The organism is Rhodococcus sp. 114MFTsu3.1, from assembly GCF_000383555.1.
Lineage (GTDB): Bacteria > Actinomycetota > Actinomycetes > Mycobacteriales > Mycobacteriaceae > Rhodococcoides > Rhodococcoides fascians_E.
On record NZ_KB911559.1, the window covers coordinates 117614 to 132625 of the forward strand.

At 64.0% G+C, this 15012-nt stretch carries 15 protein-coding genes; 8 read left to right on the forward strand and 7 right to left on the reverse strand.

Going from position 1 to position 15012, the window contains the following annotated elements:
• Positions 1 to 95: 95 nt before the first annotated feature.
• A complete protein-coding gene (locus tag H292_RS0123530) occupies positions 96 to 833 on the forward strand; it encodes an SDR family oxidoreductase (protein ID WP_019666672.1) in 738 nt (245 codons plus the stop codon).
• A gap of 94 nt (positions 834 to 927) precedes the next feature.
• Here the strand turns inward: H292_RS0123530 and H292_RS0123535 are convergent, their stop codons facing one another.
• The 7 genes from H292_RS0123535 to H292_RS0123570 form a co-directional block, all read right to left on the reverse strand.
• On the reverse strand, positions 928 to 1194 hold the full coding sequence (locus H292_RS0123535) for a hypothetical protein (protein ID WP_019666671.1): 267 nt from the start codon (positions 1192 to 1194) through the stop codon (positions 928 to 930).
• Between the two features lie 409 nt (positions 1195 to 1603).
• Positions 1604 to 2365 carry an HpcH/HpaI aldolase family protein gene (locus H292_RS0123545; protein WP_020113036.1) on the reverse strand — a complete coding sequence of 254 codons (762 nt, stop codon included), beginning with the start codon at positions 2363 to 2365 and terminating at the stop codon, positions 1604 to 1606.
• Positions 2366 to 2379: 14 nt separating this feature from the next.
• Entirely contained in the window at positions 2380 to 3336 is a 957-nt protein-coding gene (locus H292_RS0123550) for an aldo/keto reductase (RefSeq protein ID WP_020113037.1), read from the reverse strand.
• Positions 3333 to 4172, reverse strand: a complete 840-nt coding sequence (locus H292_RS27475; RefSeq protein WP_020113038.1) for an ATP-binding cassette domain-containing protein — start codon at positions 4170 to 4172, stop codon at positions 3333 to 3335. The genes H292_RS0123550 and H292_RS27475 overlap by 4 nt, the downstream gene beginning before the upstream one ends.
• Entirely contained in the window at positions 4169 to 5002 is an 834-nt protein-coding gene (locus H292_RS27480; RefSeq protein WP_020113039.1) for an ABC transporter ATP-binding protein, read from the reverse strand. The genes H292_RS27475 and H292_RS27480 overlap by 4 nt, the downstream gene beginning before the upstream one ends.
• A 3-nt stretch (positions 5003 to 5005) precedes the next feature.
• Positions 5006 to 5938, reverse strand: a complete 933-nt coding sequence (locus tag H292_RS0123565; RefSeq protein WP_020113040.1) for an ABC transporter permease — start codon at positions 5936 to 5938, stop codon at positions 5006 to 5008.
• Positions 5938 to 6957 carry an ABC transporter permease gene (locus H292_RS0123570; protein WP_020113041.1) on the reverse strand — a complete coding sequence of 340 codons (1020 nt, stop codon included), beginning with the start codon at positions 6955 to 6957 and terminating at the stop codon, positions 5938 to 5940. The genes H292_RS0123565 and H292_RS0123570 overlap by 1 nt, the downstream gene beginning before the upstream one ends.
• Before the next feature lie 284 nt (positions 6958 to 7241).
• On the opposite strand from H292_RS0123570, the gene H292_RS0123575 reads away from it, so the two are divergent.
• From H292_RS0123575 to H292_RS0123605, 7 genes are all read left to right on the forward strand, one after another.
• Positions 7242 to 8816: an ABC transporter substrate-binding protein gene (locus tag H292_RS0123575; protein ID WP_020113042.1), complete on the forward strand. Its 1575-nt coding sequence runs from the start codon at positions 7242 to 7244 to the stop codon at positions 8814 to 8816.
• Between the two features lie 21 nt (positions 8817 to 8837).
• Positions 8838 to 10055: a sialidase family protein gene (locus tag H292_RS0123580; RefSeq protein ID WP_027499041.1), complete on the forward strand. Its 1218-nt coding sequence runs from the start codon at positions 8838 to 8840 to the stop codon at positions 10053 to 10055.
• On the forward strand, positions 10052 to 10726 hold the full coding sequence (locus H292_RS0123585; RefSeq protein ID WP_020113044.1) for an SDR family NAD(P)-dependent oxidoreductase: 675 nt from the start codon (positions 10052 to 10054) through the stop codon (positions 10724 to 10726). Before H292_RS0123580 ends, H292_RS0123585 begins: the two co-directional genes overlap by 4 nt.
• Positions 10727 to 10817: 91 nt before the next feature.
• Positions 10818 to 12011, forward strand: coding sequence for a four-carbon acid sugar kinase family protein (locus H292_RS28670; protein ID WP_231383914.1), 1194 nt, complete (start codon positions 10818 to 10820; stop codon positions 12009 to 12011).
• Positions 12008 to 13021 (forward strand): 4-hydroxythreonine-4-phosphate dehydrogenase PdxA, encoded by a 1014-nt coding sequence (gene pdxA / locus H292_RS28675; protein WP_027499042.1) that lies wholly within the window; start codon positions 12008 to 12010, stop codon positions 13019 to 13021. The genes H292_RS28670 and pdxA overlap by 4 nt, the downstream gene beginning before the upstream one ends.
• A 16-nt stretch (positions 13022 to 13037) precedes the next feature.
• Positions 13038 to 13799, forward strand: a complete 762-nt coding sequence (locus H292_RS0123600) for a DeoR/GlpR family DNA-binding transcription regulator (protein WP_020113045.1) — start codon at positions 13038 to 13040, stop codon at positions 13797 to 13799.
• Between the two features lie 51 nt (positions 13800 to 13850).
• Positions 13851 to 15011 (forward strand): NAD(P)/FAD-dependent oxidoreductase, encoded by a 1161-nt coding sequence (locus H292_RS0123605; protein ID WP_020113046.1) that lies wholly within the window; start codon positions 13851 to 13853, stop codon positions 15009 to 15011.
• Position 15012: the final 1 nt, after the last annotated feature.

Below are 15012 nucleotides of genomic sequence, written 5' to 3' on the forward strand. Positions count from 1 at the left end.
CGCATTCGGGGGGACGACTCGCCTGTAGCAAGATGGGAACACGTCATGCAAGCCGGAAGCGGCGCGTCGACGCTGTTCGAACAAGAGGAGAGTTCATGGATTTGGGTCTGTCGGGTAAAGCGTTCGTCGTCACCGGAGGAACCGAAGGGCTGGGATTCGCGTCCGCGCGTGAGCTGCTTCGTGAGGGAGCGAAGGTGACGGTGGCCTCCCGGTCACAGACCAAGGTCGACGAGGCAGTGACCGAACTGGGCGCGCACCGACCCAACGCGGTGCACGGAATGGTCGCCGACAACGGCCATCCCGCGAGCGCACAGTTGCTCGTCGAGTCGGCCATCGCGCACTGGGGCAAGCTGGACGGTCTCGTCGTGAGTGTCGGTGGACCTCCGCCGAGCACCGCCCTCGATGCCGCCGACGAGGATTGGACTGCGTCGTTCGAGTCCGTGTTCCTCGGGGCGGTGCGACTGGCCCGCGAAGCGGCGAAGGTCATGACCGACGGAAGTGCCATCGTGTTCGTGCTGTCGACATCGGTGAAGTCGCCGTTGACGGGCCTCGGCGTGTCCAACGGACTGCGCCCCGGCTTGGCGATGGTGGCCAAGGACATCGCCGACGAGCTCGGGCCACGAGGAATCAGGGTCGTGAGCGTCCTTCCCGGGCGATTCGACACGTCCCGGGGCGGCGCCGTGTCCGACGACGCGTTGGCTCGGATCCCGCTCGGTCGTATCGGCGATCCGGAGGAGTTCGGACGTACCGTCGCGTTCCTGGCGTCGCCGGCCGCGTCGTACATCACCGGCTCGACGGTCACTGTCGACGGCGGTGCCGTGCGCGCGCTCTAGTCGGTCCGGTCACCCTGACCGCACAGACGACGAGGCCCCGAGCAGCAGTGCTGCTCGGGGCCTCGTGGCAAACAAGGAGGGGGATGTAACGGTTCTAGCGGGTCACCGAGGCGATGCGGGCGAGCATCCGCGACAGGGCCGAACCGTCGGAACCCAGCTCGTCGAAAGTCGACGTGGTGGTCGATACGGCTGCGTCGCTTGTGGCTGCAGCCAGTTTGCGCACCAGTTCGGTGCGGAGCTCGATAGCGCCCAGGATATCGGCGTCGAGCGTCTCGACCTGCTCGTGGAGCTGGTCGATCTGTACGTCGTGCGTTGGTGCTTCGTCGGCGCTGATAGCGAGCGAATCGATCTGCAAAGTCACATCGTCTCCTTTTGTTCGCGTCCTGAGGAATGATTCGTTTCGCTCCTCGGAACTGTTACACGGTCGCTCTATGTGTCAACGATGTTTCGTGGCCCCTACCAAGATGCCCAGTCTTGTGGGCTGGGCCAACCATCTGAAGCTGTGATGCTGCCAACAATCCGCAGCCACCCGGTGCCTGCCACCCGTCGAAGCAACACCGCGAGCGAGCGCGGTGTTCCTGACAGCGGCGGTCGATGTTCGTCCCACATTGAGTCTTCGTAGCCGTGAGCCTTGCGTACTGGATGAACTTTGCGATGAGCGCCGATTTCCACGTCCGCTGCTGGTCACACACGAGCGCCCCCGGTGTCACGAAGGCGTGTCACCAGGGGCGAAGCGCCATGTCGATGTGGTCGGTCAGCGGCGTGCTCGGTCAGCCGCGGGCGGCCTTCAGATGATCGGCGGACACAGCTTTGAGATGTGTCAGGTCCGACGCGACGGTCGCCAGTGTGTACCCCTCGTCCAAGCGCTTGGCTGCCACAGCGCCGGACGGTGTGTGGATGCCGGCCGTGATGCCTGCTGCGGCCGCGGCTCGGCACACCCGGACGAGCGCAGCCTCGAACTGCTCGTCCACGGAGGCGTCGGTCGGTGACGATCCACCCACCGCGAGTCGCAGATCGGACGGGCCGACGTAGACACCGTCGAGACCTGGAACGGCACAGATCTCCTCGACGTTGGCCAGGCCCTGAGGCGTCTCGATCATCGCCAGCACAACGGTGTCACGGTCGGCATCGGCAGGGTTGGGTCCGATTCGAAGCTGCGAGCGCATCGGACCGTAGGACCGAATGCCGGTGGGGGGATACGTTGCCGCCGAGACCGCCGCCGCTGCGTCTGCTGCCGTGTCGACGAGCGGAACGATGACGCCCGCCGCACCTGCGTCCAGCGCACGCCCGATGACCGTCGCGTTGTTCGCTTCGACCCTGATCAGTCCGGCGGGGCCGTTGGCTGCATCGATGGCGGTGAGCCCGGCGAGCATTCCGGAGTATCCGATCAATCCGTGCTGCAGGTCGAGTGCGATGTAGTCCCAGCCGACATGGGCGAGCCACTCCGTGGAGACCGGGCTGTCGATGACGGACCAGTAGCCGAGGATGCGCTCCCGGTTTCTGACGCGAGCGGCGAATTCCTGTGCAGACATGTGTAGAGGGCCTTTCAGCGGTTGTAGTTCGGCATCGGTCCACGCAGCGCGGAGCCGACGTCGTCACACGCATCCACGACGTCGGAGCCGAGTGGGCCTTTCGCGATCGCGGCGATGTTCGACTGCAGGTGCTCGACCTTGGATCCACCCAGCAGGATGGGGCCTGCGGCAGCCTTGGACGCCAGCCACCGCAGGGCAAGTTCGGTCAGCGGCACGCCCGCGTCGCCGGCGATCGTGGTGAGCTGCGCGACAGCGTCGAAAATTGCTGTGTTCCAGTACCGTTCGCGGTACATGGCAGCCAGGCGTGAGTCTCCGAATCGGCCGTCGGTCGGTGTCGCGTCCAGGGAATGTTTGCCGGTGAGCAACCCGCCACCGAGCGGGTTGTACACCATCGTGATCAATCCGGTCACGTCGGCGAACTCGACGTATTCCTCTTCGATCCTCCGGGCGAGGAGGTTGTACAGCTGCTGCGCAACCATCGGTCGCGGCGCGCCGACCTCGTCGGCTACCCGATTTGCCTCGGCAATCTGCCACGCCGCGAAGTTCGAGACGCCCAGAGCACGAATCTTGCCCTCATGCACCAGTTCGGCGACGGTTGCCAGGGTGTCGGCGATCGGTGTCGCGCGATCCGGCTGGTGCAGATAGAACAGGTCGACGTAGTCCGTCTTCAGTCGAGCCAGGCTTGCCTCCACGCTCAGACGAAGACCCTTCGGTGACAACGGGCTGTTGTCCCCGGCGTCAGGGTTGGGCATTCCCGCTTTCGTCGCGAGGGTCACCCGATCGCGACGCGTTGCGAGCAGGTCCGCCAGTATCCGCTCGGACTCACCTCCTGCGTACCCGTTCGCGGTGTCGATGTGGGTGATGCCTGCGTCGACTGCTGCATCGAACATCTTCGCAGAACCGGCGGCGTCGACGGTGTCGCCGAACGTCATGGTGCCCAGTACGAGTGGGGAAATGTCGAGCGAGGTCATACAGGAGCTCCTACGGAAGGGGTGGACAGGCGAGACACGATGTGACGAGGCTTGATTCCGACCATTGTCGCCGGGTCGAGGGCAGCTGCGCGCAGCGCCCGGGTGTAGGGCTCCTTGGGGCGTGCGAGCACCTCCTCGGTGTCGCCTCCTTCGACGATGCGGCCCTTGCTCATCACGACGACGGTTTCACTGATCTCGCGGACGACACCCAGATTGTGCGAGATGAAGACGTAGGTGAGGCCGGTGTCCTGCTGGATTTCCCGCAACAGGTTCAGGACCTGCGCCTGCACGGACACATCGAGGGCGCTCGTCGCCTCGTCGCACACCAGAATTTCCGGCCCGGACGCGAGTGCGCGGGCGATGCCGATGCGTTGACGTTGGCCACCCGAGAATTCGACCGGTCGACGGTTCAGTGCAGTGCTCGGCAGGCCTACCTGGTCGATGAGTCTCGCGGCCTTCCTGGCTCGATCGGACTTGCGACGAATTCCTTTCAGCCGCAGTGGTTCACCGACGATGTCCACTGCGGTCAGGTGAGGATCGAGGGATCCGTACGGATCCTGGAACACCATCTGTACGCGAGATCGGAACGGGCGCAGGGACTTCTCGGACAGTCCGGCGATGTCCGTTCCGTCGACGACGATGCGGCCCGAGGTGGGGGTGAGCAGACGGACGATGGATTTCGCGATCGTCGACTTTCCGCAGCCCGATTCACCGACAACGGCCAGCGTCTTGCCTTTGTCGACCGCGAAGCTCACCGAATCGACAGCTCGGAACACGCCGTCGGCGACGGGGTACTCGACGACGAGATTCTCCACCGACAGCAATGGAGTGGTCATACCGTTACCTCGACTCGTTCTGGTTGGCCGGCACTCTGGTTCCACGTCCCGAGGTGCGGGATCGCGTCGAGCAGCTTCTTGGTGTACGGATTCCGGGGCGCTCCGACGAGTTCTTCCGCGCCGCCGTCCTCGACGAAGACACCGCTCTTCATGACGTAGATGCGGTCCGACACCAACCGTGCCACACCGAGATCGTGGGTGATGACCAGCATCCCGATGCCGGTTCGTTCCTGCAGCTCCATCAGCAGGTCGAGAATGCTGGCCTGCACCGTGACATCGAGGGCGCTGGTGGGCTCGTCGGCGACGATCAATTCCGGGCTCGACGCAAGAGCACTGGCGATCAGCACACGCTGAAGCATGCCGCCCGACATCTGATGGGGATACTTGCCCAACTGGATTTTCGGGTCGGGGATGCGAACCTGTTCGAGGAGCTCGATGCAGCGAGCGGTCTGCTTGGACTTTCCCGTTACTCCGCTGTGCCGGACAGCTTCCTTCAATTGGTTGCCGATGGTGTGAACCGGGGACAGCGCCGTCATCGGATCCTGCGGAATCAGTGCAATGTGCTTCCCGCGAATCTTGCTCAGCTGCTTGTCCTTACCGAGGATCTCGGTGTCCTTGAAGGTCACCGATCCTGACATCACCGCGAGATCCGACGGCAACAGCCCCAGCAGGCCCATTGCCGTCGTCGACTTACCGGAGCCGGATTCACCGATGATCGTGACGGTTTCACCGGCGTCGATGCAGAACGACACACCGTCGACGGCCCGGATGACGCCCTTGTCGGTGACGAGTTCGATCTGGAGTTCGTCCACCTTCAGTAGGTTTCCCATGACTTACGCACCCTTTCCGAATCGGGGGAAGAGACCGAAGCGGCCGAAGCCGGCCGGTCGATCACGGAGACCGTCGCCGAGGAGGTTGACTCCGACCACCAGGAGCACGATGACGAGGCCGGGCAGGGTGACGAGCCACCACGATGTGGTGATGTAGTCCTGACCGTCGGAGATGATCCGGCCCCACGTCGCGAACGGTCGCTGCGGACCTGCACCGAGGTAGCTCAACGCACTTTCCAGCAGGACGGCCTGTGCCAGAAGCAGGAGTACGACGAGCGAGGCCTGCTTGAAGATGTTCGGCACGACGTGTCGGAGGAGAATCGCGATCCGGCCGAGTCCGAGCACCCGAGCAGCGGCGACGTAGGGCTTCTCGCGTTCGACCAGCACCAGGGATCTTGTCAGACGTGCGATTTCCGGCCATTGCGCGATGGCGATGACGAACGTGATGACCGGGATGGAAGGGCCGAACAGTGCTACGACGAGGAGCAGCATCATCAGCAGCGGCAGGGACAACTGTGCCTCGAGCAAGCGGGAGACCACGGTGTCGACCCAGCCGCCGAGGAAACCGGCGAGCGATCCGAGAACGAGACCGATGATGCCGGAGACCACGACTGCGAGAATTCCGACGGTCAGGGATACCTGTCCGCCGTAGAGCACGCGGGAGAGAAGATCGCGGCCGAGTTGGTCCGTGCCGAACAGATGTCCGTCGGTCAGCGGCGGCAACCTGCGTTGGGCGAGGTCGGTGGCGTCGGGCGACGCCAGTGGCAGTACTCGTGCCAGGGCGACCGGAAGGATGACGGTCAGGGCGCAGACTGTGCCGATCCAGATCTTCACACGGCTGTCGCGTGCGCGTAGGGTTGCGCCCGCGGCGGCGAAATCCTTGGCGGTGACGGCGCTGGGACGCGTTGGCTTGTCGGATGGGGCGACGACGGTCATCAGTGGGCTGCCTTCCCGAGACGGACACGGGGGTCGAGGAGCGGATAGCAGAGGTCGACGGCGAGTTGCACGAGCACCGCGAGAACTGCGGTCACGAGAACTGTTGCTTGGATCAGCGGGTAGTCGCGGGTTTCGAGTGCTCGCACGACCAGCGAACCGACACCGGGCCAGGCGAACACGACCTCGACGACGACGACACCGTTGAGCATCGACGCGAAGCGGGTGCCCAGTGCGGTCACGACAGGAATCGACGAGTTGCGGAGCGCGTATCGCCACGTGATCTCCCGTTCGGACACTCCGCGAGATCGAGCGACTGTGACATAGGGAGACGAGTAGGCGTTGACCATCTCTCGTCGAACCATGCGTGAGATCAATGCGATCTGCAGGACGGCGACGGTCAGTGCGGGGAGCAGCAGACTCGACCACGTCGTGAAGCCGGCGGCGGGGAGCACCGGGACCAGCACAGCGAAGAAAGTGAGCAGCATCAACCCGGTCCAGAAGTCCGGCATCGACTGTCCCGCGATCGTGACGACGTTGGCGCCGAGCTCGCGCCGGGTGTCGGCGCGCTTCGCCATCCAGATACCGAGTGGGATCGAGACAAGGGTCGTCAACAAGATCGCTGCGAGAGCCAGCGTGACCGTGTACGGAATGCGCTGCAGCACAACTTCGAGCGCGGGGGCTTGGAAGGAGTAGGACGTGCCCAGATCGAGAGTGAACAGTCCCTTCAAATACAGCAGGTACTGGGTGACGACTGACTGATCCAGGCCGAGATTCACGCGAATCTGCGCGAGATCCTCCGTGGAGGCCAAGGGGCCCGCCATCGAGTACGCGGGGTCACCCGGTGCCATGCGTATCAGTACGAAAACGGTGGTGAGAGTCAAGAAGATGGTGAGGAGGCTCTGTCCGAGCCGGCGAACCACGTACCTGGTGGTCGGCGCGGTGAGGAACGCCGGAAGCGGAGAGTCCTTGCGGGACTTGGCCGCAGGAACGCTCGGGGGAGCGGCGGTCAGCTGCGTCATCTCCCCACCCCCGTTCCTCGAGTTGCCTGGGTCATCGTCGACCTTTCGATAACACTGCTGCGTTCGATGCGGGCCCGGTTGCACACACGTCCGGCAACGGCCCGTTGTTACTCAGCTCACAATGGCACTACTGCGCGAATTGCGCAAGCAGAAAATTATTCCTGCGTATTTCGAGCAACTCCGTGTACAGTCCCGAGTGTGTTCACGATCACTTCTGTCGAGTGCGGCGCCCCGGCCCTGACTCGGCACACGCATATCGATGTGACAGTAACGAGGGGTCAACGATGACCGAAAGCTTTGTCAGCCAGCCGTTCTCACGCCGAAACCTGTTCCGTGGCGGCTTGATCCTCGGCGCAGGACTGTCCCTGGGCGGAGTGACAGCATGCGCTACCCCGACCGGTAAGCCCGGACCGGACACGGTCAGCCTGGCGATGAACCGATCGATGGTCAGCCTCGACAACAAGCTCCTGCAGTTCGACGCCGCCCTGACCGTCCAACGTGCCGTCCGCGAGGCGCTGACGACCATCGATACGAACCTGAAGGTGCAGTTGGTTCTGGCCGACAGCTTCGAACTGGTGGCCCCGACGCGCTGGCTCGTTCACCTGCGTCCCGGTGTCACCTACTCCGACGGCAGTCCGGTCAGAGTCGAGGACGTCGATACCGCCCTGCGTATGTACCCCCAGGTCAGCGGTTCGTTCGTCGGCGGATTCTTTCCGGAATGGCCGACCGTCGGCAAGATAGACGAGTCGACGTTCACCCTCGACACCGAACGCCCGGTGCCGGTGCTCGACTATCTGATGTCCAACATCCTCATCACGCCCGCGGCGCAGAATGTGCCCGAAGACTTGCAGGGCGGAGTCGGAACGGGGCCCTATGTCGTGACGGAGTCCGATCGCGGGACGGGAAACTATTCGCTGGCGCGGAATCCGACCTACTGGGGAGCCGCGCCGTCGGTCGAATCGGTGAACATTCGTTTTGTTCCCGACGAGTCGAATCGCGTCGTGTCGTTGCGCAGTGGCGAGGTGGACGTCATCGATGCGATCACGCCGGATGCTGCCGATCAGCTCGCCGGATTGGCGGGCGTCACCGTCGAGCGGGTCGACGGAGTGCGGCTCAATCAGCTGTTCTACAACTTCCGCAAGCCTGCTGGGCATCCGCTCGCGGACCCTCGGGTGCGACGTGCGCTCAGCTACGCGATCAACGGAAATGCGCTCATCGACCAGGTCATGCAGGGTGCGGCGACACCGTCGCGTGGTGTCGTTCCAGGAATTCTCGACGGTGCGATCGAAACGGGAGAATACGAATACGATCCTGCCCGCGCGCGCGCCGAACTCGACGCGCTGGGCGTGTCGGATCTGGAGCTCAAGATCATATGGGAAACGGGAGAATTCGCCGCGGACACCGACATCATGGAATCGGTGTTGCAGATGCTGTCGGCAGTGGGAGTGCGTGCGACACTTCAGCAGTTCGAGCCCGGCGGCGACATCTCGACTTGGCGACAGGGCAAAGCCGGTGACTGGGACATCCTCGGCAACGGTTATCCCAGCCCCACGGGATTGGCCGTCACGATCATGCAAGGTATGTACGCAGGTACCGCGGCGAAGGAAGAAACCCGAGATACATACCATGGCTACATCTTTCCCGAAATCGCCGGCCTGATCGCGAAGGCATCCGAGGATACGGATCCGGTGAGCCGGAAAGAAACGCTCGCCGACGCGCAGCGCCGCATCTGGGACACCTGGCCATGTCTGTGGTCCTTCGTGCCGAAGACGGTCATCGCGCGGCGCAACCGAATCGACGGCATCGGTCTGAGGCCGACCAACTCGTACGACATGGCCGCGGTCACCCTCCGATCCTGAGTGGGAAGAGAAAAGGACAACATGAGCAACACAAGTTTCCTCACCCCGGGCGATCTTCTCGCCGACGGTGTGGTTCGTTCCACGGACGCCGCCGGACGCGCCGACGCGTTCCTGCCCGCACCCCAGGTGCAGAACCACGCCGCCAATCTGGCGGTGCTGCCGGACGGAGCGCTCGGCTGCGTGTGGTTCGCTGGAACCCAGGAGGGTGTACCGGATATCAGCGTGTGGTTTTCCCGACTCGAGGTGGGTTCGCAGATGTGGACCACCCCGGTGCAGCTTTCCGACGATCCGACCAGATCCGAGCAGAATCCGGTTCTCTTCGTTCGCGATTCGGGTGTGATCTGGTTGCTGTGGACATCACAGCATGCCGGTAACCAGGACACCGCACGAGTGCTGAGGCGCATCTCGAACGACGGCGGGGTCACCTGGGGCGACGCGCATGTCCTGATTCCCGAATCCGATGCGGGCGGGGTGTTCGTTCGTCAGCCGGTCGTCGAGACGGCGTCGGGACGATTGCTGCTTCCGGTGTTCCACTGCGTGAAGATCGAGGGACGGAAGTGGGTCGGCGACCGTGACTACAGCGGTGTCATGATCTCGGACGACGACGGCGCCACGTGGCGCGAGGCCGTCGTTCCGGAGAGTGTCGGGTGTGTGCACATGGACGTGGTGGTGAGACCCGACGCGTCGTTGGTCGCGCTGTATCGCAGCCGCTGGGCCGATTTCGTGTATCGCAGCATCTCTACCGACGACGGCGAGACGTGGACTGCGCCGGTACCCACCGAACTTCCCAACAACAACTCTTCGGTCCAAGCGGTCGGTCTCGCGGACGGAGGGGTGGCCCTTGTCTACAACCACTCGTCGGCGTTGGACGCGACTTCGCGGCGCACCTCGTTGTACGACGAGATCGACGACGACGGGTTGGCCGACGGTTCCGATGTCACGGTCGAGGCACCTGTCGACGACGGCGACGCACGCTCCGCGTTCTGGGGTGCGCCGCGGGCGCCGATGACTCTCGCTGTCTCGCGCGACGGCGGTCTCACGTGGCCGATTCGACGCAACCTCGACGAGGGCGACGGCTACTGCCTGACCAACAATTCGCGTGACGGGTCCAATCGTGAATTCTCGTATCCGTCGATCGCAGAGACGGCAGACGGGCGGATCCATGTCGCCTACACCTATTTTCGTCAGGCGATCAAGTACGTTCGGCTCGAGCGAGCGTGGATCGGTGAGTCGCAGTGACTCCGCACGCCATCGTCACAGGAGTGAGCAGTGGCATCGGCGCGTCCGTTGCCGGGACGCTCCTCGATCGAGGGTGGCGCGTGACCGGTCTCAGTCGCTCACGGCCGCGTGGGAAGTTCGGCGGAGAGTGGGTCGGTATCGACCTGGCCGACACGGCGGCGGTGTCCGAGGTCGTCGGGACTCTGGATGATCCGACGGCAGTGGTCCATGCGGCCGGGGTCCAGCGTTCGGGCCGCCTGGGAGCTCTCGATCCTGCGCACAGCGAGCAGATGTGGCGCGTGCATGTCGCGGCAGCCGAGGTACTCGTCGACGGGCTGTCGGCCCGGATAGCGACAGGCGGGCGAGTCGTGCTGATCGGAAGCCGCACCATGACCGGTGTAGCGGGCAAGAGTCAGTACGTCGCGACCAAGTCGGCTCTGGTGGGGATGGCACGGTCCTGGGCGATGGAGTTGGTGGAGCGGGGAATCACGGTGAATGTCGTAGCGCCGGGCCCGACCGACACCCCGATGCTCAACGACCCCGGCCGCAGTAGTACTCCGCCGATCACACCCCCTCTCGGTCATCTGATCGATCCCGCGGAGATTGCCGAACTCGTTGCGTTTCTGTTGTCGCCGAGCGGTCGAAGCATCACGGGTCAGACGATCGTGCAATGCGCCGGGACTTCGTTGTGAAAACGTCTCATGCGAAATTACTGCGCGAAACGCGCGGAAGTGTTACGTTGAGATGCGCGAAAAGCGCAATATGGACTGGGAGGTTCGATCGATGAACGCTCGACCAGACCTTCTCGTGCTTGCCGACGATCTGTCCGGTGCCGCTGAAAGCGCGGCGGCGTTCCTGGGACGCGATGTCGCCATCGCCATCGACGTCGCCGGTGCCACCACTGGCGTGGTCCCGTCGACGGCCGAGGTTCGTGTCGTCGATCTCGGTACGAGGGTGATGTCTTCCGCAGACGCAGCAGCGAAGCTGAACGCCGCGGTCTCGGAGCTCCCGTCCAGCGTCCAGGTGATCAAGAAGATCGACTCCATGCTTCGCGGCAACATCGCAGCCGAGATGGGAGTACTCGCCGCAACCGGCCCTGTCGTGATCGCCGCAGCTCTCCCTGCACTCGACCGGATCACCGTGAACGGTGTTCTGCACATCGACGGAGTTCCGTTGCACCTCAGCGGCCGATGGAACATGGAAGACGCTGTGCCCCCTGCATCGATCGGCGCCATGCTCGGTGCTGCCCCGCACGTTCTCGTGGGCGCAGGCGTCGACAGTTCCGACCTGATTACCGCGCTCGACGCTGGGATCGCCGTCTGCGATGCCGCGACCGACGCGGACCTCGATGCAGTGGTGGCCGCGGCAGCAGCGATTCCGGGTGTTCGTCTCGTGGGTACGTCGGCGCTCGCAGCAGCCGTGGCGCGCACACTTCCCGCGGCTCGGGTCGACAGCGGCAATCTCGAGCCGGTACCTGCTCTGATAGTGGTGGGCACCGCAGAAACCGTTGCTGCCGAACAGGTTCGACATGCCGTGGCCGCCGGTGCGTGCCCGGTACAGATCGATGTCGACGACTTGGTGAACGGGCGTGCGAACCCTGACACCGTCCGATCCGCGCTGGCCGGCGGCGTCGCCGTTCTCACGGTCGCCGGGCCCGTCGATCCGAGACTGGCGGGCTCGGTGTCGCACGCTCTGGGGGAGTTGGTCGCATCGGTGGTGCGCGGCCGAGCGATCGGCCTCGTTCTCACCGGAGGTGAGACCGCCCGACGCGTAGTCGACGCTCTCGGGATCACCACACTCGTACCGATCACCGAAGTGCACGACGGGGCGGTGGTCTCCCGCACCGAGGACGGGTCGTGGATCGCCACCAGACCCGGAAGCTTCGGTGGTCACGACAGCTTGATCTCGATGAGCAACTACCTGCGCGGCATCGACGACACTTCCCATTTTCTCTCTCACAGTGAGGCATCGGCATGACTTCAGCACTCCCTCCCTACATCGCGGTGACCATGGGCGACGGCGCCGGCATCGGCCCGGAGGTCATCGTTCCCGCCATGATCGATCCGTCGACGCTCGAGCGGTGCCGACCGGTCGTCGTCGGCGACGCCAAGAGACTGGCGCTCGCCGCGGACGTTCTCGGCATCGAGGTCGACATCGTCGTGGTCGACGCAGTCACCGATGCCGAGTTCACACCGGCGCGCATCAACGTGATCGACCTGAACCTGCTCCCCGAAGATCTGCCGTGGGGGCAACTTTCCGCGGTCGCCGGTGACGCCGCCTACCAATACATCCGAGTGGCAAGCGAACTCGCGGTTCGGGGCGAAGTGCAGTCGATCTGTACAGCTCCGCTCAACAAGGAAGCGCTGCACGCTGCGGGGCACATCTTTCCGGGCCACACAGAACTGCTCGCGCACCTGACCGGCACCGAGGAGGTGTCGATGATGTTGTCGACACCGAAACTCAAGGTCATTCACGTGACAACGCACATCGGTCTGCTCGACGCTGTCGCCAAGATTGAACCTGGACTGGTCGAACGCACGATCAAGCGGGGACACGAGGCGCTGGTACGTTCCGGCAATCACAACCCGAAGATCGGGGTCTGCGGCATCAACCCGCACGCTGGGGAGAACGGCCTCTTCGGATACGGCGAAGAAGACCTGAAGATCGTCCCGGCTGTCGAGAAGCTGAAATCCGAAGGGATCGATGCGGTCGGCCCCCTGCCCGCGGACACCGCATTCTTTCTTGCAGGTCGCGGTGACTACGACCTGATCGTTGCGATGTACCACGATCAGGGACACGGACCGGTGAAGGTTCTCGGCATCGAGGCCGGCGTCAACATCACCGTGGGGCTTCCGGTCATCCGGACGTCCGTGGATCATGGAACCGCATTCGATATCGCAGGTAAAGGAATCGCCGAGGCCGGTAGCATGGTCGAGGCGTTACGGCAGGCGGCCGAATTGGCAACCAGCCCAGCACTACTGAGCTGAAAAAGGGGGCGGGTCATTGCGCGAATCGGAGATCCGGCGTAGCGAAATCGTTCGGCTGGCAAAATCGGGCGCACTCACGAGCGTCGACGAGTTGTCCTCGCTGTTCGAGGTGACTGCGTCGACAATTCGTCGTGACCTGAACCATCTGACCGAACGCGGACTGCTCGCACGGACGTACGGCGGAGCCATTGCGCTGAGCGGCCACCGCGAACCGTCGATCAAACAGCGCTCGCTCGAGGGGTACGACGCCAAGCGCGAGATCTCGGCGTGGGCGGCCGAGCAAGTCGAGCCGGGGGAGACCATCCTTCTCGACGCAGGAACGACCGTCGGCGCGATGGGTGAATTTCTTCGATCGGCGACGGACTTGACGGTGATCGCAGCCGGTCTGACTGCGCTGGAGTCGTTGGCCGACGCAGACTCGGTCCACGTCGAGTGCATCGGCGGGACGCTGCGTCACCTCAGCCAGGGTTTCGTGGGTCCGTTGGCCGAGGCGTCGCTACAGCGTGTCTCGTTCGACCGAGCGTTTCTCGGGGCGGACGCGGTCACAGCGGAATTCGGTATCTGCGAAGCCGGGTACGAGCAGACACGGCTGAAGGAACTGATGATGGAGCGCGCCGGACGTACGTATGTACTTGCGCACTCGGCCAAGCTGGGGCAGAAGCCGTTCCACGCCTGGGCGCCCATTCCTCCCGGTACGACGCTCGTCACGGATTCGGCCGCGACTCGGGAGCAGATCGAGACGTTCGAGAGGGCATCGATCGACGTCGTGATTGTCTGACGAGCATCCGGGGTAGACGACCCGACAGTTGTCTACTGCAAGGAGTGCATTGTGCGCTACGACTATCTGATCGTCGGCGGCGGAATGGTCGCCGACAACGCTGCACGTGGAATTCGAGAGCTGGACAAGACGGGTTCCATCGGAATTCTGGGCGCCGACAGCGACGAGCCCTACACCAGGCCCGCGCTGTCGAAAAAACTGTGGACCGACAAGGATTTCGGACGTGACCAGGTCCCGCTGAACACGGCGTCGGAGACCGGCGCGGAGATACATACCACCACTCGGGTGGTGTCCGTCGACCGTGCGAAGCGGACCGTCGCCACCGATTCGGGTGACGAATTCGAGTACGGCGAACTGCTGCTGGCCACGGGAGGCTCGCCCCGACAGATCGACCTCGCGCCGAGTCCTCGGGTGATCTACTTCCGGACGTTCGCCGATTACCGGGCGCTCCGTGAGCAGTTGCAGACGGCGACACACATCGCCGTGGTCGGCGGTGGGTACATCGGCGCCGAGATCGCGTCGGCCCTGGTTCAGAACGGCGTCGAGGTCACGTTGGTCACGTCCGACGCCAAGGTCGGTGCGCACATGTTCCCGGACGCCCTGGCGACGGCGTTCGATCAGGGCTTCGTCGACCACGGTGTGACGGTGCGCCGAGGAGTGAAGGTGACGTCGGGCGCCGAGGCGTCGGCGCGGGTTCAGCTACAACTCGACGACGGGTCCGCTCTCGAAGCCGATGCAGTGGTGTTCGGGCTCGGAGTCACCCCGAACTCCGACCTCGCCGAGGCAGCGGGGCTGAAAACCGACAACGGCATCGTCGTCGACGAGTTCTTGCGGACCGACGACGAGCACATCCACGCGGCGGGAGACGTTGCGAACTACCCCGACGCGATCCTGGGTCGTCGACGCATCGAGCACGTCGACAACGCCAACGAGATGGGTAAGGCGGTCGGTCGAATCATGGCGGGCGGCACCGACCCGTACACCTACACCCCGTACTTCTACTCCGACGTGTTCGACGACGGATATCAGGCCGTCGGCACGGTGTCGACGTCGTTGAAGACGGTGGAGGACTGGAAGACGAAGCCCAGCGAGGGCATCGTCTATTACGTCGACGAGTCCGATGCAGTGAAAGGTGTGCTGTTCTGGAACGTCTGGGAAGGCCTGGACGACGGGAAACAGCTCATCGCCGACGCGTCGGCCCCGCCCGTGTGAA

What these genes read in the sequence shown, in the direction of transcription:
- H292_RS0123530 (WP_019666672.1), top strand. Translation starts at nt 96, where the DNA reads ATGGATTTGGGTCTGTCGGGTAAAGCGTTCGTCGTCACCGGAGGAACC.
- H292_RS0123545 (WP_020113036.1), bottom strand. Translation starts at nt 2,365, where the DNA reads ATGTCTGCACAGGAATTCGCCGCTCGCGTCAGAAACCGGGAGCGCATC.
- H292_RS0123550 (WP_020113037.1), bottom strand. Translation starts at nt 3,336, where the DNA reads ATGACCTCGCTCGACATTTCCCCACTCGTACTGGGCACCATGACGTTC.
- H292_RS27475 (WP_020113038.1), bottom strand. Translation starts at nt 4,172, where the DNA reads ATGACCACTCCATTGCTGTCGGTGGAGAATCTCGTCGTCGAGTACCCC.
- H292_RS27480 (WP_020113039.1), bottom strand. Translation starts at nt 5,002, where the DNA reads ATGGGAAACCTACTGAAGGTGGACGAACTCCAGATCGAACTCGTCACC.
- H292_RS0123565 (WP_020113040.1), bottom strand. Translation starts at nt 5,938, where the DNA reads ATGACCGTCGTCGCCCCATCCGACAAGCCAACGCGTCCCAGCGCCGTC.
- H292_RS0123570 (WP_020113041.1), bottom strand. Translation starts at nt 6,957, where the DNA reads ATGACGCAGCTGACCGCCGCTCCCCCGAGCGTTCCTGCGGCCAAGTCC.
- H292_RS0123575 (WP_020113042.1), top strand. Translation starts at nt 7,242, where the DNA reads ATGACCGAAAGCTTTGTCAGCCAGCCGTTCTCACGCCGAAACCTGTTC.
- H292_RS0123580 (WP_027499041.1), top strand. Translation starts at nt 8,838, where the DNA reads ATGAGCAACACAAGTTTCCTCACCCCGGGCGATCTTCTCGCCGACGGT.
- H292_RS28670 (WP_231383914.1), top strand. Translation starts at nt 10,818, where the DNA reads ATGAACGCTCGACCAGACCTTCTCGTGCTTGCCGACGATCTGTCCGGT.
- pdxA (WP_027499042.1), top strand. Translation starts at nt 12,008, where the DNA reads ATGACTTCAGCACTCCCTCCCTACATCGCGGTGACCATGGGCGACGGC.